Annotated in this window: 15 protein-coding genes; 11 read left to right on the top strand and 4 right to left on the bottom strand. The window is 70.1% G+C overall.

Features of this window, described 5'->3' with window-relative positions; translation table 11 throughout:
• Positions 1 to 105: 105 nt before the first annotated feature.
• Entirely contained in the window at positions 106 to 2919 is a 2814-nt protein-coding gene (locus tag GM656_RS05625) for a DNA-directed DNA polymerase (RefSeq protein WP_162412692.1), read from the bottom strand.
• Positions 2920 to 3027: 108 nt separating this feature from the next.
• On the opposite strand from GM656_RS05625, the gene GM656_RS05620 reads away from it, so the two are divergent.
• From GM656_RS05620 to GM656_RS05610, 3 genes are read left to right on the top strand one after another with little or no spacing between them, the layout of a single operon-like run.
• Positions 3028 to 3219 (top strand): DUF7331 family protein, encoded by a 192-nt coding sequence (locus tag GM656_RS05620; RefSeq protein WP_162412691.1) that lies wholly within the window; start codon positions 3028 to 3030, stop codon positions 3217 to 3219.
• 40 nt (positions 3220 to 3259) lie between these two features.
• Positions 3260 to 3658, top strand: coding sequence for a DUF7322 domain-containing protein (locus tag GM656_RS05615; protein ID WP_241692711.1), 399 nt, complete (start codon positions 3260 to 3262; stop codon positions 3656 to 3658).
• A gap of 25 nt (positions 3659 to 3683) precedes the next feature.
• Positions 3684 to 4106, top strand: a complete 423-nt coding sequence (locus GM656_RS05610) for a DUF7346 family protein (protein ID WP_162412690.1) — start codon at positions 3684 to 3686, stop codon at positions 4104 to 4106.
• Positions 4107 to 4141: 35 nt separating this feature from the next.
• On the opposite strand, the gene rad50 is transcribed toward GM656_RS05610, so the two are convergent.
• The 3 genes from rad50 to GM656_RS05595 form a co-directional block, all read right to left on the bottom strand.
• The gene (rad50, locus tag GM656_RS05605) at positions 4142 to 6811 is read right to left on the bottom strand and encodes a DNA double-strand break repair ATPase Rad50 (RefSeq protein WP_162412689.1); all 2670 of its coding nucleotides are present in this window, start codon (positions 6809 to 6811) and stop codon (positions 4142 to 4144) included.
• 13 nt (positions 6812 to 6824) lie between these two features.
• Entirely contained in the window at positions 6825 to 8123 is a 1299-nt protein-coding gene (gene mre11 / locus GM656_RS05600; RefSeq protein ID WP_162412688.1) for a DNA double-strand break repair protein Mre11, read from the bottom strand.
• Between the two features lie 111 nt (positions 8124 to 8234).
• Positions 8235 to 8594: a hypothetical protein gene (locus tag GM656_RS05595; protein WP_162412687.1), complete on the bottom strand. Its 360-nt coding sequence runs from the start codon at positions 8592 to 8594 to the stop codon at positions 8235 to 8237.
• An 85-nt stretch (positions 8595 to 8679) separates the two neighbouring features.
• Here GM656_RS05595 and GM656_RS05590 point away from each other — a divergent pair, with 85 nt between their 5' ends.
• Genes GM656_RS05590 through GM656_RS05555 form a run of 8 tightly spaced genes read left to right on the top strand, consistent with a single transcriptional unit; the run spans position 8680 to position 18030 of the window.
• Entirely contained in the window at positions 8680 to 9183 is a 504-nt protein-coding gene (locus tag GM656_RS05590) for a DUF7310 family coiled-coil domain-containing protein (RefSeq protein WP_162412686.1), read from the top strand.
• Positions 9180 to 9653: a DUF7311 family protein gene (locus GM656_RS05585; protein ID WP_162412685.1), complete on the top strand. Its 474-nt coding sequence runs from the start codon at positions 9180 to 9182 to the stop codon at positions 9651 to 9653. Before GM656_RS05590 ends, GM656_RS05585 begins: the two co-directional genes overlap by 4 nt.
• A complete protein-coding gene (locus tag GM656_RS05580) occupies positions 9646 to 11529 on the top strand; it encodes an ATPase, T2SS/T4P/T4SS family (protein WP_162412684.1) in 1884 nt (627 codons plus the stop codon). Before GM656_RS05585 ends, GM656_RS05580 begins: the two co-directional genes overlap by 8 nt.
• Positions 11526 to 13286, top strand: coding sequence for a type II secretion system protein (locus tag GM656_RS05575; RefSeq protein ID WP_241692710.1), 1761 nt, complete (start codon positions 11526 to 11528; stop codon positions 13284 to 13286). The genes GM656_RS05580 and GM656_RS05575 overlap by 4 nt, the downstream gene beginning before the upstream one ends.
• A 38-nt stretch (positions 13287 to 13324) precedes the next feature.
• Complete coding sequence (locus GM656_RS05570) at positions 13325 to 13786, top strand: DUF7283 family protein (protein ID WP_162412683.1); 462 nt, start codon at positions 13325 to 13327, stop codon at positions 13784 to 13786.
• Positions 13767 to 14162, top strand: coding sequence for a DUF7285 family protein (locus GM656_RS05565; protein WP_162412682.1), 396 nt, complete (start codon positions 13767 to 13769; stop codon positions 14160 to 14162). The genes GM656_RS05570 and GM656_RS05565 overlap by 20 nt, the downstream gene beginning before the upstream one ends.
• A complete protein-coding gene (locus GM656_RS05560; RefSeq protein ID WP_162412681.1) occupies positions 14159 to 15028 on the top strand; it encodes a DUF7284 family protein in 870 nt (289 codons plus the stop codon). Before GM656_RS05565 ends, GM656_RS05560 begins: the two co-directional genes overlap by 4 nt.
• Before the next feature lie 23 nt (positions 15029 to 15051).
• Positions 15052 to 18030, top strand: coding sequence for a DUF7286 family protein (locus tag GM656_RS05555; RefSeq protein ID WP_241692709.1), 2979 nt, complete (start codon positions 15052 to 15054; stop codon positions 18028 to 18030).
• Positions 18031 to 18084 lie beyond the last annotated feature (54 nt).

Raw genomic sequence — 18084 nt, 5'->3', positions numbered from 1 at the left:
GAAAGGAGGTCCGTTTCACCCATGAAGCTTTCGCATTGTCGTGAAATCCAGTTCAGTATATAGAAATAATATTTCTTCGAGAGAAAAACCGCCGCCCGCACCGGGTTACATGAAGCTGCCGAGCCCCGTCTGCTCCTGCCCCGACTTGACCTCCTCCCAGGAGATGTCCAGGGCTTCGAGGATGCGGGCGATCGGCCCTTTCAGCGTCTTGTCGAGCATCTTGTCCCAGTCGACCTCGAACTCCTCGGGAACCTGGTCTGCGTACTCGAAACAGATCACGTCGGGGTCGCGCCGGAACTCGCCGTACAGCGGGTCCCGTTGCGGGTCGAGATCCCGCTCCGCTTCGACGCGCTGGAAGAAGTCCGAGTGGACCCGGTCCAGGTACAGCCGCTTCGGCTTCGAGCCGCTCTGGAAGTTCGTCCCCAGCAGCATGTTCGCGTACTTCGCGCCGCGGACCTGCGCGGTGTCGGTGTCGTAGTTGTCGAGTTTCTTCCCGATACCGCCGGGGATGCCCACGTCGTCGTAGTCGACGTTGCCGTCCTGGAAGTCCTCGATCACGTCGCCGACGTACTGCTTGATCGACTCCGCGTCCTCGCCGTGGACGATGCGGTCGATGACCTCTTTCTGGACCCGCTTTGTGATGGGCGCGATATCGGAGCGCTGGTACTCGAAGCCGGTGATGTCGATGTCGTCGACGTGCTTGCCCTCCTTCCAGACGATGTGGCCGGCGTAGCGCTTCTTCTTGCCCGCCTGGAAGAACCGCCGGTAGAGCTTCTCGAACTCGATCTGGAAGCGATGCTCGTCGGCGTTGAGCCGCTCGGTGGCGAACTCGTCGTACGAGTCGTTGATCGTCTCCTCCAGCTCGAACCCTTTCTGGATGGTCGCGGCGATGAGTTCGAGTTCGTCGTCACTCATCACCGGGTGCTTCTCGCGCATCTCTTCGGTGACGGTCACGTCGGCCTGAACATCGTCCGCCGAAACGTCACCTAACTGCAACATGACGGAATCCGTATCCCCGTATACGACCTCGTACCCCTCGTTTTCGACGACTTCGTCGGTGTAGTCGATGACCTCCCGGCCGGTTGCGGTGACGGCCGCTCCCATCTCCTTGTCGTAGAGGCGGAACCGATCCCATCCGAGAACCCCATACAACGAATTCATAATTACCTTGACAGCTTGCTGCTGCCGGTCAAATCGCTCGTACTCCGGATTACCAGGGTCGTAGCTGTTCCGGTGGGATTTCTTTTCTTCTCTTTCAGACAGGAGCTCGTCGACCATCTCCCGGATGACGCCGTCCGGTTCCTTCCGGAAGTGGGTCCCGTTGGGCGCGCGATAGGTGTCGCCGTCGTAGGTATCGGGGTCGACCTTCGTCTCGGGACTCGCGTTCGTCGTCACCATGCACATCGGGTAGAGCGACTTCAGGTCCAGCACGGTGACGTTCTCGCGGACGCCCGTGATTGGGTCGAAGACCGCGCCGCCCTCGTAGTCCTCGCTCTCCTGTTGGCCCTTCGAGGGGAGCGCGAACTCGCCGTGGAGCTTGTGCAGGACGTACATGTCGACGGCGTCGCCGGGCGTCGTCGCGTCTTCGAGCTTGCAGCCGACGAACGTGCGGACCTCGTCCCAGAAGTCCACGATGTCCTGTTCGCGGTCGAGTTCGACGCACAGCTCCACGTCCCGGAGGTTGTACTCCAGCAGGCGCTCGGGGTCGTCCTCCCAGAGGTCGCCGATGTCGCCGGCGTAGCGCTCCTTGCCGACGCCGAGTTCCTGCTCGCCGACGGCGTCGAGCCGGTAGGACTCGAGTTCGGTGAACTGCGTACGCTTGTAGGCGTAGAGGAGGTCGAAGACGACCCGGCCCTTGATGTCCGGGCCGCCCCAGCCCGACCGCCACACCTCGTCGACGCGGGAGAGTCGGTCGACGGACAGGTCGTAGTCGTGGTCGAAGCTCTGGAGTTCCTCCAGGCGGTCGAGGAAGTACGGCGCGTCGAAGTCGTCGAAGTTCCACCCCGTGAGCACGTCAGGATCGGTCTCGTCGATGTACTCGATGAACGCCTCCAGCATGGCCTCTTCCGCCTCGAAGACGCGCACGTCGGCCTCGAAGTCCTCCCGAATCGGGTCGTAGCCGGAAAGCGCCGCCGGGCCGTCGATGCCGTCCGGTGACTCGTACAGCCAGACGACGTACTCGTCGCGGTAGGAGTCGTGCGAGGTCAGACAGACGATCGTCTCCTCGCCGTCCTCGGGGAAGCCGTGGCGGTCGTCGACCTCGATGTCGAAGGTGTTCACCCGCAGGTCGGCGGTGACCTCGGTCGGCGTGACCTCCTCGTGGTGTACCTTCAGGCTCCCGTCGTCGAGTTCCCGAGCGGGCACGCGCACGCCGCTGGTGATGTCCTTGTCGATCAGCAGGCGGTTGGGAAACAGGATGTCCGCCTCGTAGTGGTCGAAGTCGTCGCGCATCTGGCCCACGTCGCGTGGCGTCTGGCCGAAGATCTTGGTCAGGCGCTCGCCCCGGATCGACTCGTATGGCTCGCCGTCCGCGCCGGCCTCCTCCCAGTCGGTGATGCGGTCGTACTGGCGGAGGCGGTCGTCGGAGACGCTGTCCGTCGGCGCGTAGAAGTACGGTTTGAAGTCGAAGACGCGCGCGTGGACCGGGTCGTTGTCCTCGGTGCGACCGAAGACGTGGACGACCGGGAACTCGTCGTCGCCCTGACCCTCGATGGTGTAGTCGACCTGGGTGACGACGAATTCGACGGTCTCCTCGACCGGCGGGAACTGGCGCTCGTCGAGGTCGACGACGCTCGTGCCGCCGTTGCCGTTGCCGGCGACAGCCGCCGCCTCGTCGGCGACTGGCCGGTCGCCCGTGCCCGTGTCTGCGTCCGCATCCTGCCCGAAATCCCCCAGCGTTCCCTGGGTCCCGTCGCTCATTCTTGGGGATGCTTCGAGATGCCGGATAAAAACACCGACGGTCGACGGGGTCTTGCCACAGGCAGAAAGTATATGCCACGCAGTACCATACCACCTGGTGACGACCCAATGTCGCACCACGCATCCCCCCACGGCGAGGCGGATCGGTCCGAAGAACTGCGGTCGGAACCCGCGCTTCCGGATGCCATCCGGACGACCGAGACTTACGAGACCGAGGAGGGGACAGTATTCTACGACGCCGAGAATCCGCTGGCGTGGCTGCAGACGGACACGGCGGTCACCCTCCAGGAGATCGCCTGACAACTAAGCACTTTTACCGCCCGACCGTCGTAGCTAGCCCGTGATAGACGGTCCCGGCGAGGACGACGATGGCGGAAGCGTCCTCTCCGAAAAGAGCGAGTTCGAGCCCGAGGAGTTCGACCCGTCCAGCCTCGGCCCCGACGTGCCGACGCCGTCCTCGGGCGACTACCAGAGCGACGCCGCCGGCCTGTTCGTCAGGCTGGTCGTCGTCTTCAACGTCGCGCTGCTCGCGCTCACGATCGGCCCGATGCTGGCGTACTTCGAGGGCCAGGTCGACCTGGGGCTGCGAATCTTCCTCGCCGGCGTCATCCTGTTCGGATACGGGACCTACCGGTACGTCAAGTTCGAACGCGAGCGCAAGGCCAGAGGTGACGGATCGGACGGCGAGGCCGACGACGCGAGCGGGAGCGACTCGGACCCGAGCGACCGTAACGGCTAACCGAATCGCTCGGTTAGAGCCCGTTATGCGTACCGTCCGCGACGAGTCGGGCCGACGCTATCTGCTCGTCAAGGAGTCCGCCGAGTCGAGTCTGGTCCGCGACCCCGAGACCGGCGCGGAGCGCCACGTCCCGAACGCCGACCTCGAGTCGGTCGACGGCGCGTCGCCACTCTCGACCGCGGCGACGGCCGTTCCGGACGCGGTCCGAACCGTCGTCACCGCGGCCCACGGCGACCGGGCGCTCGGCCTGCTGGTCGAACTCGACGACAGGGGCCCGCTGTCGGTCCAGGAACTCCTCGACGCCTACGACCTCTGCGAGAGCGACCTCCACGGGCTGCTCGGCGAGTTCCGCGCCGCGGGCCTGCTGACCGAGGCGACGGTGCACGGCCGACGGGGCTACGACGCGACCGAGACGACGAGCGAGGCGCTGGCCGTCCTCCGCGCGTAGGGTCCGCCCGCGCCGACTGACGCCCAGACCGGCGTTCAGGCCAGTTCCGCGACGGTCGTCTCGACGCGCTCGACGCGCGAACGGTTGGTGGTCGCGTCCTTCTCGACGCGCACGAGGTCGTCTGCGGCCCCGACCAGTTCCTCGTCGTGGCTGACCACGAGGATCTGCTCGACGCCGACCTCGTCGCGCATGTACTCGATCACGTCGAGCAACTGCGTGACGTGGCCCGAGTCGAGGAACACCGTCGGCTCGTCGAGGATGAGCGGCGGCATCGGGGCCGCGCCCTCGATACCCTCCGCCAGCAGGCGATAGATGGCACACCGGAGGCTGAGATTGAACAGCGCCCGCTCGCCGCCGGAGAGCTGTTCGGGCTCCAGGGGCTCGCCGTCCTTCTGGTACACCGTCAGCCGGTACTCGCCGTCCAGTTCGATGTGGGAGTACGAGTCGTTCTGGTACACCAGATCGAACGTCTCGTTGAGCATCCGTTCGAGCGTCTCGACGTTGCGCTGGCGGAGCTCCGCCCGGAGCGAGCCGTACATCTCCTGGAGCTGTTCGGTCTCATCGTACAGCGTTTCGAGCCGTTCGAGCGTCGTTTTCAGCTCCTCGCGGCGCTCGCGAAGTGACTCCAGTTCCTCGATTTCGTTCCTGACGGCACCGATGGCGTTCTGAAGCTCGTCGCGTTTCTCGCGCTTCGTCGCGAGCGCGTCGGTTGCCTGCTCGATGTACTGCTCGGCGCGCTGTTTCTCGCCGCGGGCCTCCTCGATGCGGTCCTCGTCGAAGGACTCCGAGAGGTCCTGTCTGCGCTCGCGCTTCTCCGCGAGGCGGTCGCGTCGCTGGTCGTTCAGTTCGTCCTGCTGGCTGCGTTTCTCGCGCAGGCGCTCGATCTCGGCCTCGCAGTCCTCGACGTCGTCCAGCAGGTCCTCGATCCGTTCCAGGCGCTGGATCGCCTCCTTGACGCGCTGGCGCTCCTGGTTGCACTCGGCGACGACCGACCGGCAGTCGTCCGCTCGCTCCCGCGCCTCGGTCGCCTCCTCGCGTTTCGACGACGCCTCGTCTTCGTGCTCCGCCGCCTCCTCGCGGAGTCGCTCGGCGCGCGCCTCGTCGTCCGCCAGTCCGGCCTCCTTCTCCTCGACGAGCTGAACGACGTTCGCGCGGTTGCTCTCCAGCGTGTCCAGTTCGTCCGCCGCGTCGGCGAGGTCCCGAGCGCGCTCGTGCTTCGTTTCCAGGTCCTCGACCCGGTCGCGGGCCTCGTCGAGGGTCGCTTCGAGATCCGCGGCGCGCTCGCGGTCGTCCTCGATGGAGTCGACGTGCGGGGACTCGCCCACGTCCTGGCCGCACTCGGGACACTTGCCGGCGTCGAGGAGGTCTTCGGCCTCCGCGAGCGACTCGCGGGCGCTCTTCAGCTTCGTCTCCAGTTCCGTGACCCGCTGGCGGGCGTCGTCGAGGTCGTCGGCGACCGACTGCTCGTACGCCCCGACGCCGTCGCGGTCCGCTGGCGCGTCCTCGAACCGCGATTCGAGTTCGGCAATCTGCTCGTCGATGTCGCCGAGTTGCTCGCGGCGGGCGGCGATGGTCTCGCGCGCGTCCTCCAGATCCGCCGCCAGGTCGCTCGCCTCCTCGCGCTTGCGCTCGGCCCGCGATTCGAGGTCCGCGGCGTTCTCCGCGAGGGCCTCGGCCGTGCTGCTGTGCTCCTTGGCGTCGACGCGCTGGTCCTCGATGCGGGACTGGAGTTCGTCGTCGCGGGACCGCAGTTCCTCGAGTCGCCGCTCGACCGCCGACGGGTCCGCGCCGTCGAGCTCCGTCTCCGCGACCGTCTCGTCGAGGTCCGTCTCCAGCGACTCGCGGCGGTCGTTCAGCTCACCGATCCGCTCCGTGAGCCGGCTCCGTTCGGTCTCCGCCTCGGTGATCGTCTCCCGGAGGTCCTCGATGTCGGACTCGAGGTCGGACAGCTCCTCGCGCTTCTGTTCGTACTCGTCGAGGACCGACTGGGCCTGCGAGAGCGTCTCCTCGGCAGTGGCCTTCTGGTCCTCGATGTGGTCGATCTCCGTCTGGAGCTCGTTCTCCTTCGTCTCCAGCCCGTTCAGCCGCTCGTGAAGGTCCTTGGCTTCCTTCTCGTCGATCTGCTCGTCGAGCTGCGAGAGCGCGCCCTGCTTGTCGTCGCGAACGCGACCCACGCCGACGCGGGCGTCGCTGGCGCGCTCCCGGTACGCCTCCAGCTTGCCTAACTGGAGGAGGTCGTCGAGCATGTCCTGTCGGTCGCCCGGCGAGGCGTTGATGAGCTTGTTCACCTCGCCCTGGCGGACGTACGCGCAGTTGACGAACGCCTCGCTGTCCATCCGCAGGAGTTCGGTGACGCGCCGGCGCACGTCGCGGGCTCCCTCGTAGCTCCCGTCGGGCGTCTCCAGCACGCACTTGGCCGTCTGGGCCCGCTCGCCCGTCGCGCGGATCCGTCTGGTGATGTGGTAGTCGCCGCCGGCGTGGGAGAACCACAGTTCGACGGTGCAGTCGTCGGCCCCGATGGTGACCACGTCGTCGAGGGTCTCGTCCAGCGCTTTCGAGCCGTACAGCGCGAAGAAGCAGGCTTCGAGCAGCGAGGACTTCCCGCTGCCGTTGAGGCCGTGGATGACGGTCACGCCCCCGTCGAGTCGCAGGTCGGCGTCGTCGTAGCACTTGAAATGCTCCAGCCTGACGCGTTCGAACCTCATCGGTGTCCCTCCATCACAGGAACTCCTCCACGCTCGCCTGGCCGTCCGTCTGTGCCTCTCCGTCCTCGCCGTCGCCCGTCGACTTGCGGGGCGTCTCGGCCGCGGCAGTCGAGTCGTCCGCACCGGCCGCCTCGTCAACGTCGACAGACGGGTCGTCGCTCTCAGTCGCTCCGTCGGTCTCACCGTCGGAGGCCTCCGCGGCGGTCCCGAACGCGTCCGCTCCCTCGTCGACGAGTTCGCGCACGCGGCGCTCGACCTCGTCTTTGACGTTCGCGTCGGCCACTTTCGAGGCGCGGATCGTCTCGTCGATGTCGCGCGCGGCCTCGCTCAGTCCGAGATCGCGGACCCGCTCGGTGACGGCGTCGTCGGGGTCGGCGAAACTGACCTCCGTCTCGCCCTCCTCGACTGCGATCTCACGGTGGTCGGTGACCCGGGCCACGAGCGCGCCGCGCTCCAGCGCGAACGATTCGACGCTCGCGGGGGTGACCGGCTCGCCGTCGCCGTCGATGGAGACGACGACCACGGCTTCTTCGAGGTCGTGCTGGCCGACGCGGCTCCGAACGCGCTCGACGCCCTCCTCGGGGCCGAGTTCCACGTCGACGAAGACGAACTCCCGGGTATCGAGGCCGCGGCGAGTGATGCGGACCTCGTCGTCGAAGGTGACGATGTTGTAGCCCCGGTCCTCGCGTTCGCTGGCGCTCGCGCGCTCGGTCGACCCGCAGTAGGTGACCCACGCATCGTCGACCCGCTGCTTCCCGGGGTCGTGGTTGTCGCCGAGGAGCATCGCGTCGAAGTCGACCGACGCCTCGGTCAGGATCTCTGCGGCGTCCCAGTCGCCGTAGTCGAAGGGCTGGAACAGGCCGTGGGTGACGAGCGCCGCGGCGTCGGCGTCGTGGGGGGCGAAGTCGTAGTCGAGGTCGTCGCGCTGGGATCGGGGAACGAAATCGAGGCCGTAGAAGGCGGTGTCGCCGATCACGGTCGGGTCGCCCCCGAGGCGCGTCGCCAGCCCGAGCGACTCGTAGAGGTCGAGCCACTGCGCGTCGCGCTTGGCCTCGTGATTTCCTACGACGGCTAGAAAGGGAATGCCGGCGTCGGAGAGCGTCTCGAGTACGTCGAGCGTGCCCATGATGTCCGTCAGGGTCGGCCGACGGTCGTGAAAGAGGTCGCCGGCGTGGACGACGGCGTCCACGTCGTCTTCGACGGCGTCGGCGATCACCTGCCGGAAGGCGTCGAGGAAGTCCGCCCGGCGGTCGGGCACGTTGTACTGCTGGTACCCGACGTGGGTGTCGCCGGTGTGTATCACCCGTGTCATTTGCCCGTTCGTATGCCAGCCCCGCCTAAAGGGGTATCGTAACCGCGGTGAAAGTGGTCGACGGCGACGCGGCGTGACGGCCCCGGAATCGCCGTCCGCGGCCCGACCCACTCACTCACTCTCGCCGTCCCGTGCGGCGTGTCGATACCGTCGAAACGCGGCGCGCGCCGCTCGGCCATCGCCGGCCAGCGCACTCACCTCTCGCTCCGCCTGCCGAACCGCCGCGTCGAGCGCGTCGACACCGACTTCCTCGGCGAACGCCGCGGCCGCGTCGAGGTCCTCTACCGCCGCGCTGGCCCGTTCGATGATCGCGCGGTAGTCGTTCGGTCCCGATTCCGGCCGCGGCCGTTCGGGCGCGTCCCCCTGGTTCGGGGTTCGCGCCAGTTCGATCTCGCCGAAGCCGTCGGCGCTCTCGGCCTCACCGCTCGCCAGCGCCGCGAGCGCCGCCCGCACGTCCTCGCTGTCGACCATACCTCCGCTGGCCGCGGATTCACTGATAAACGTTCGCCGACGCTCGCCCGAGCGTTCAAATATCAGCACGGGACCAGCCACGGCCATGACAGACGTCGAGACGCTGGCCGAACGCCTCCAAGCGGTCGAGCGAGCGGTCACCGACGGCGAGACGGAGTTCCCGGAGGTCACCGACCGCGGCGAGTTCGAAGACCGAATCGATGGCCTCGAAGGACGGGTCGACGACCTGGAGACCCGAACAGCCGAACTGGAAGCCGCGACGCAGGCGCTGCGCGGGTACGTCGGGAACGTCCGCGCGGTCAACGAGGACGTGGAGTCCCGCGCCAACGCGGCGCTCGCGGCGGTCGACCGACTCGAAGCGCGACTGGACGAGCCCGCACCCGCAGAACGCCCGGTAGTGAGTGGAGATGCCGCCGAGCGATCGAACGAAACGACCTACGATGGCACGAGAGCTGACTCACACTCCGGCCCTCCAGTGCCCGGAGGCGAAGGCCACACCGACTTCGGGGCGATCACCAACGGTGGCGACGGCGAGACGACCGAGGAACCGAGTCCGGGGGTCCTGGAACGGATCCGTGAGCGACTGTGATACTGCGCGTCGTCCTCTCGGTGGCAGTACTGACGGCGCTCGTTGCCGCCTCCGCGCCCGCGCTGTCGGCGGCCAGAGCCGACGCGGCGACCGGTACGGTGGAGCGGCAACTGGAGACACTCGCGTCGCGACTCGACGCGCTCGTCGCCACCGACGACCCGACGGCGTCGGGCGACGCGCGGCGCGTGGCTGCACTTCGGCTGCCCGCTCGGAGCTACACGAGCGCCGGCGTCGACTGGCTCCGTTTTCACGGTCGGGCCGGTACCGGCGTCGCGACGTGGCGGGTCGAAAACAGGACCGTCTCCCGGCGAGTCGCACCGCTCCCGGTCCGACCATCGCGTGGCACAAGGCGACTCAGCGAGCCGGGCAGCCACCGGCTCGTCTTCGCGCTCACTCGCGCGGACGGGCGACGGGTCCTGACGGTCGAACGCCTGGGGGCGCGGTCCGGAGAGGGGCGCAGCCGTGCGTGAGTGGTTCGGCGGCGACACGGCGGATGAAGGGTGTCTGTGCAGTCCGTCCTTCGAGGGTAATTCGCTCGCTGTGGCCGCGGACGACTGTCCCGGCGAGGGTGACCTCGCCGAGTCCGCCGACTGCCGAGCGACGGTTATCGGCTCGCTCGACGGCGGAGACATCGACTCCGTGACCACGACGCACTGCGGGCGAACGAGGGCCTACGTCGACCGGGCGGCCGCGGTACTCGTCGCCGCCGGTCGGTTCGCCGTGCGTGCACAGGCCGTCGACGAGCGGCTCGCGGTGCGGGCCCGACGCGACCCGGTCGCGGCCGCCACGGAAGCGACGGGGCGCGCGGGACCGGTCGCGGACCTCGCGGCGGAGACCGGACTCGCGGTCGCCACGGAGCGGTTCGACGGCAGCGCGGCGGCGCTGACGGCATATCGCGGACCGACGCTCAGCGACGCCCGCGTCGCGGCGTCGCCCCCGCCGGAGTCGTCGCTCCGAGACCGGCGCACACTCACGACCGAGGCGGTCGTACGCCGGTACGACACGCCGTCAGGCCGATTGCCTGTCTACCACGTCGAGCCGCGAGAACAGCGGTTCGGCCCGACGGCGATGCGGGCGCTGGCGGCCGTGTACGAGCGGCTCGCGAGCACGGCGGTCGACGGGGGCTGTGACCCGTATTCGGCGGCCGGGGACGCGGTCGACGACGGTGCGACCGCGGCAGCGGTCGGCTCGGTCGTCGAAAAGCACACCACCGGTCTCGGGATTCTCGAGGACGTCTTCGCCGACGAGCGCGTCTCGGACGTGTTCGCGACGGCCCCCGTCAGCGAGACGGCGCTCCGCGTCCGCGTCGACGGCGAGACGATGCGGACCAACGTGAGGCTGACCGGGGGCGGGGCCAGCGCGCTCGCATCGACGTTCCGGCGCACCAGCGGCCGTGCGTTTTCGCGAGCGAACCCGACGCTGGACGCGACGGCGACGGTCGCTGGCAGGCAGATTCGAGTCGCCGGCGTGACCGAGCCGGTCAGCGACGGTCTGGCGTTCGCGTTCCGCGCCCACGACGCGAACGCGTGGCGACTGAGCGACTTCGTCGCCGGCGGGACCATGCCCGCGGCGGTGGCGGGACTGCTCTCGGTGGTGGCCGAGCGGGGCGGAGCCTGTCTCGTTGCCGGTCCCCGCGGGGCCGGCAAGACGACGACGCTCGGCGCGCTGCTCTGGGAGCTCCCCCGCGAGGTCAGGACAGTCCTCATCGAGGACACGCCGGAGCTACCGGTCTCGGCGCTTCAGGCCAGCGGCCGGGACGTCCAGCCGCTGCGAACGGCAAGCGGCGACGGCCCCTCGATCACCGCGACAGAGGCGCTTCGGACGGCGCTCCGCCTCGGTGAGGGCGCGCTCGTCGTCGGCGAGGTCCGCGGTGAGGAGGCCGGCGTCCTCTACGAGGCGATGCGCGTCGGCGGCGGTGACGGGGCCGTCCTCGGCACGATTCACGGCGACGGCCCCGACGCAATCCGCGAGCGACTGGTATCTGATCTCGGCGTCCCCGTCCGGTCGTTCGCCGCGACGGACCTCGTGGTCACGCTCGCGCCACCGACGGCAGCGCACGGCCGCGGCGTCGCGTCTGTCGCGGAGGTCGTCGCCCGCGGTGACGGAGTCGCCTTCGAGTCGCTGTACGAACGCGACGGGCCGGCGGCGACTGCCACCGGCCGCCTCGAACGGGGTAACAGCCGGCTGGTCGAATCGCTGACCGCGCCCGGAGAGCGCTACGCCGACGTCCTCGCGGCGATCGAGAGGCGGACGGAGACGGTCCGTCGCTCGCCCAGGAGCGCGACCGGCGGCGGCGAGACGGCCTCCGACGTGACCGACGCGATTCCGGACGGGAGAGGTGAATGAGCGGCGCGAGTGGATCGACCGAAGCTTCGGGCTCGGACGGAGGCGCGCCGCGCTCGCTCCTCGCCGCAATCGCAGCGACCGCGGACGCAGTCGCAGCGACCGTTCCCTATACCGCCTCGGTTCCCGACGGCTACCGGCGGGCGTGTCGCTCGCTGTCGCTCTCGCGGCCTGCAGCGGCGATACTGACCGCTGGCTACGGAATCGCGAGCTGTGCCGCCGGACTCGCAGTGCTCGCGGTCGCCGTCGGGGGTCCGCTGGCGTCGCTCGTTTCGCTGGCACTCATCACCGGCGCGCTCGGCATCGTCGCACTCGCACGCTACGGCGTTCCGTTCGCGGCCGACGCGAAGCGGGTCCGGACACTCGGAGCGGCCCCCTCGCTCGTCTCCGCGCTGGTGCTCGGCGCGACGCTGTGGCCGAGCGCGGAGCGGGCGACCGCGTTCGCCACACGTGCGAGCGACACACCGCTGGCAGCCCGACTCGATACCCACCGGCGGCGTGCAGCCGGGACACCGCAAAGCGGCCTGAGTGCGTTCGCGGCCGCGTGGGGAGAGTCGTTTCCGGCGCTCGAACGCGCCGTCGGCCTCGTCGAGCGCGCCACGGCGGCTCAGGCGAGCGAGCGGCCGGCGATCCTCGACAGCGCCCGACGACAGATTCTCGACGGGACGCGGGACGAGATGGCGGCGTTCGCGGCCGCACTCCGCGGCCCGGCCACCGGACTGTACGCGTTCGGCGTCCTGCTCCCGCTGGCGATGGTGTCGCTGTTGCCCGCCGCGGCCGCGGCCGGGGTCCCCGTCACGGGACCGGCGCTGGCGGGTCTCTACGGTGTCGCCTTGCCCGCGGCGCTGCTAGTCGCATCGGCCTGGCTGCTCGGCCGGCGACCGGTCGCCTTCCCGCCGAAGCCGATTCCACGTTCGCATCCGGACGTGCCGGCCACCGCCCTGCCGGCGGTGATGGCTGGCGTCGCTGGCGCGGTCGCCGGCGGCGGTCTCGCGACCGCGCTCGTCGCGCCGTGGGCGACGCCCGTCGGTGCGCTCGGAACTGGGACGGGGACAGCGCTCGTCTTTCGCTATCGCCCCGCAAAGCGCGTCCGCGACCGCGTCAACGCCGTCGAGGCGGGCCTACCGGACCTGCTCTCGTCCGTCGGCCGACGGCTGGACGCCGGACAGTCGGTCGAGTCAGCGCTGGCCGAGGCCGCTTCCGAAGCACGGTCCCCCACCAAGGAAATTGTCGACGCCGCGGTCGCCCGTCAGGAACACTTGAGAACGAGCGTCGAGGGCGCGTTTCTGGGGCCCCACGGCGCGCTCTCGACCCTCCCGAGCAGGCGCGCCCGGCGAGCGGCGACGCTGCTCGGGACGGCAGCGACCGTCGGTCCGCCGGCGGGCGAGTCGCTCACGGCGATGGGCGACCACCTCGACGAGCTACGGGCCGTCGAACGCGAGACGCGCCGGGACCTCGCGCGGATCACCGAGACGCTCTCGAACACCGCCGCGCTGTTCGGGCCGCTGGTCGGCGGCGCCACCGTCGCGCTCTCCGGGACGATGGGCGGCGGCGGGCAGTTCAGCGCCGTCCCGAGCGCGACGCTGGGCCCCGTCGTCGGCTGGTACGTCCTCGTGTTGGCCGTGCTCCTGACCGCGCTGTCGACCGGGCTCCATCGCGGACTGGACCGTGCGCTCGTCGGCTACCGAGTCGGCCTCGCGCTCCTGTCCGCCACGGCGACTTTTCTCGCCGCCGTCGTCGCGACGGGACTGCTGGTCTGACCGGACGTTTAAGTCCGAATACGGGACCAAGAGGGTCCATGTTCGAGACACACGTCGACGCGCTGTACCTCTGGGTAGGCCTGAGCGCGGTGAGCGTCGCCGTCCTCGGCGTCGTCGCCGGACTGCCGATGACGGCGCCGCCGAACGCGACGGCGACCGCGGCGACCATCGACGAAGTGGCGACGAGTCCGCCCGGGTCGGTCGAGAAGCGACGGCTGCTCGCCGACGAGTGGGCGCTCGAAGCCGGAGCGCTCCGGCTCCGCAACGACGGCGGGACGGCACAGGCCGGGCTCACGCAGTACGCGGTCGCGGCCGACTCCGAGCGGCTACGGACCGTCCTCGACGGAACCGCGCCGGCGAGCGTCTACGACTCGCCCGCCGCCTTTCGCGCGGCCCTCGACCGGGCGCGAGCACGGAACGAGACGTGGCGGCCTGCACCCGAACGGCTGAGTATCGGTCACGTCGCCTGGGGAGGAGTCGATGTCACGCTCGTCGGGTAGGGCGACGACGGAGCCGCTGGCGGCGCTCGTCGCCGTCTTCGCCGTCGGCGTCGGACTGTCGCTGTACGCGGGCGTCCTCGACGAGGCGTTCGGGACGATGAATCAGGACCGATCCGTCGCCGCGCCGACCGCGGACGCCGTCGAGCAGCGCCTCTCGTCAGCCGGGATCGTCGATCCAGCGCGAACCAACGCGGCGCTCGATGCTGTTCCGGCGGGCTATCGCGGAAACGTCACGGTCACCGTCGACGACGGCGGCCGGTGGAGTACCGGACCGACACCGCCGTCCGGGGCCGACAGCGACACACGGACCGTGAGCGTGCGTATGGCCCCGGGAACGGTCCGTCGCGGGCGGCTCCGAGTTCGGGTGTGGCGATGACGCGAGCCACGAGCGCCGTCGCCGACGTGACGGTGTTCCTCCTGCTCGTCGGGGCCGCCGCCACGGTTATTCTGAGCGGCGCGAGCGCCGAGCACCCACCGACGGCGAACCCGGCCGCCGAACAGGCGTCGATGCTGGCCGCGAGCACGGCTCACGTCTCCTACGATCTGACCGTCCCGGACACGGACGACCACTTGCCGCCCGAGCACGTCACCCGACACCGACGGACGGCTCACGGAACGGTCGCACAACTCCTCGGCGAAGCGGCGATGAGCAACGTGTCTGTCGAAGGAAATCGACTCTCGATCGCAGGCAAAGACTTCGAGTCCGCGATGCGGTCGACCGCACGCGACCGTCTTGGCAGTCCTGGGCGGAAAGCGTCGGTCCGCGTCACGTGGGAGCCGTATCCCGGCGCACCGATTAACGGCAAATACCGTGTCGGGGACCGGCCACCTGCTGACACGGACGTGCGAGCGGCCACAGTGACGGTTCCGAGCGGGATGCAGAACGCCTCCGCGGCGGCGCGCTCGGCGGCGGCCTCGCAGGGGTACGACGGAGTCTCGACGGTCGTCGCCCGCGAGGTCGTCGACGGCCTGTTCCCGGCGGACCGGACGCGGTACGCGCTCCGGGGAGACTACCCCGCCGACGTGTTGATGCGGACGCGCTACGAGCGGGCGGCCGAACTGACCGGGGTCGAAGTGGCCCCCGAGCGCCAGTCGACGGTCGCGATGAACCGGGAGGTGACCGCGGCGCTGGCACGACAGTTGCGCGCCGATATGCGGTCCCGGTTCGATTCGCCAGCGGCCGCTGCCCGCGCCGTTCGAACGAGCGAGATTCGCGTGACGGTCAGGACGTGGTCGCCGTGACGCGCGGCGGACGGGGACTCACCGTGGCGGACGACACGCGAGGCCGGGTCCCGTTCGCGCTGCTGGGCGTCCTCCTGCTCGTGAGCAGTCTCGCGCTGGCCCCGACGTTCGTCGGCGCTCCCGTGCCGACCGACACAGCCGTCGAGCGAGCGTTGGACCGGGCGACGGCCGAGACGCAGAGCGCCGTCCGGAGCGGCGTCGCGACGGCCGGTCGGCGGGCGGCGGCGAACCCGGTCGTCACGCCCGCCGACACGCCCGCGGGCCGGGTGCTAAACGAGTCCGAACCGTTCCGCGACGCGCTCCGCATCCGCGTCTACCTGCGGGTCAGTGAGCGACTGGAGGGGGTCTCGTATCGCAGCGGCGACGTGACCGTCGCGGCCAGCCTCCCGCCGGTCTCGAACGCGAGCGACCTGCGGGCGGCCAAGCGACGTGTGTCGGTCTCGCGGGCTGGTGCGAACGAAACAGCGATGCGTGCGACTGTCACCGACGTGCTGTTGACGGTCCGTCGTCACGGGCGCGTCGTCGCCGAACGACGGGTCTCGCCGACGGTCGTCGTCCCGACGCCGGCGCTCATGCTCCACGATCAGGTGTCGACCTATCAGACGAGGGTGAACGCCTCGATCGCGCATCCGGGACTGAGTCAACGGCTGACCGCACGGCTCTATCCGATCGCGTACGCCAGAGGCTACGCACAGTACGGCGGTGCGGGCATCGAGAACGTCGTCGCGAACCGCCACGTCTCGTTGGCGGCCAACGGCGCGCTCCTCGGCGTCCAGCGGTCGATCTTCGGCCGGAGCGACCCGGACGGCCGCCGCGCGCTGACCGAGGCGACGGCGATGACCGGTATCGAGGACCTCGTCCGCGGGAGCAACGGCTCTGCGGTCGCCAGCGAGGTGCTGAACCGCGCCGAGTACAGGCCCGTCAGCGAGACGCCCGTCCGTCAGCGATCGCCGGGGCGGCCCGGCGCGGGCGACTCGATGACCGTTGGCGTCAACGGAACCGCAGACGCGGCGTTCCGAACCGTCGCCGCACCGGCGGCGCTGAACGAGACGCTCGCCGACGCGTACACCGTCGAAGTCGTGCTGGAGACCGATCGGGAGCGGGTCAGTGGCGGTCGGCCGCCGAAACCGCCCTCGCCGGGCGCGAACTGGACGCTGGTGAGCCAACGGACCACCGCTTCGGTGGCGGCAGTCGAACCCACCGACGGGTCGGTCGCTGCGCCCGACGGGTGGCACGCCCTCGACTCGTTCGGCCGCGTCGTCGAGCGGCGGTACCGGCGGACGGCAGTCTGGGAGAACGCGGGGACGAGTCGCCGGACTGCGGCGACGAGTACCGCGCGCTATCGCGTGACGGTGGCCGTCATCGGCCGCCACCACGGTCGGTCCCCCGCACCGAACCGCTCGATAGCGACGGCCCACGACGCGAGCGCGAGCCCGCTGGGCGGGGCCAATCTCGCTGACGTTGCGGGGAAGGCCGAGACGCGACTCGTCGGCGCTGCCGGCGGCAGGGACCGGATCGCCGAGCGCGTCGTCAGCGGCGATCTCGAACGAACCAACGCGACCGTGACGGCCGACCGACCGCCGGGCCTGGACGCGTGGGTGTACCGAGATCTGATGGACTTGCGGGAGCGGGTCCGGAACGTCAGCGCCAGCGCCGAGCGAGGGAGAGTCGGGACGTTCGAGACGAACCCGCCGAAGCGGCTCCGGGACCGGCTCCGAGCGCGCCGTGCCGGCCTCGCCGACGTGCCGGCCACCTACGACAGCGCCGCGCAGAAAGCGCGCGTCGCGGCGCGAATCGCGTATCTGAACGCGGTCGACGCGGAACTGGCTCGGCAGGCAGCCGGGCGAGCGGAGAGCGAGCGGAAGGTCAGAAGCCGGCTCGCCGCGGAGACCGAGGGCTCGCTCCGCGAGCTCCGGCGCGGGCTCACCGCACGCGAGACGCGTGTCCCGCGTTCGCGCCCGGTGCCGGTCGGACCGGCCGGCCCCGTTCGGACGCGCGTCGACGCTCGGACGCCGTACCTGCCGCTCGCCGAACTCGACGAGCGTCGGTATCGGGCCCTGAACGGGAGCGAACACCCGCTCGTGGCGCGGAACGTGAACGTGTTCACCGTTCCCTACGGCGACGCGGCCGAGACGGTGATCGGATCGGTCCCGGGACCCAGCCGCCGCGTCAGGCTCTCGTCCGCCGCGAGGACGCTCGCCGCCGCCAACGCGACGCTGCAGAACGAGTCGAACGCCACGCTCGCGGCGAAGCGCGACCGGCTCCGAACGCAGGTGCGTCGGTCGAACGTCGAACTCGTCACCGCGATGCGGCGGACGGTCGAGACCGAGACCGGAGCCACGAGCGACAGCGCCATCGTCGTCGACGCACTGGCCCCGTGGGACAGTCCCGCGGGGCGGGCGCTGGCGCTGACCAACGGGTCGGCTCCCGACCGCGTCGCTCGCCTGGCCGGACAGCGGCGGAACCTCACGCGGGCGGAACGGGACTGGCTCCGCCTGCAGTTGCGCGCGGCCGTCGCCGCGCCGGAGGCGGTCCCGACCGCGGGTGCTACGAACCGGACGGGAAGCGCCCTTCGCGACGTGGCCCGAGAGCAGGCGACGCGAGCGCTGGCCGATGCCGGCCGGTCGAAGGTCGAACGACGCGTCGACGTGGACGGACTTCCGGCCGGCCTACCGCTCGGCCCGCCGTGGACGGCCCGGTTCGCGACGGTTAACGTCTGGTGGGTGACGGTCCGCGGGGAGTACGCCCGGTTCGCGGTGACCGCGAGCCACGGGCCGCCGACGGAACCGGGGGCACAGACCACGTACGCTCGCGACGGGAGCGCGGTCACGCTCGACGTCGACGGCGACGGGGCGCCGGAGACGCTGGGGACAGCCGACCGACTCTCGTTCCGGGCCGACACCGGCGTCGTCGTGGTGGTCCCGCCGAAGCCACGCGGCGTCGGCGACAAGGACGGAACCGCCGTGGAGGAATCCGGCGGCTGGCCGAACGCGGGCGACTGAGACGGACGAGCGGCCGTCCGAGCGACATACCCGAAGTAAAATACCCCGGGGACA

The sequence above is a fragment of the Haloarcula salina genome (assembly GCF_010119195.1).
Taxonomy (GTDB): Archaea; Halobacteriota; Halobacteria; order Halobacteriales; family Haloarculaceae; genus Haloarcula; species Haloarcula salina.
The sequence above is the reverse complement of the archived record's forward strand: the minus strand, read 5'-3'. Positions and strand labels throughout refer to the sequence as shown.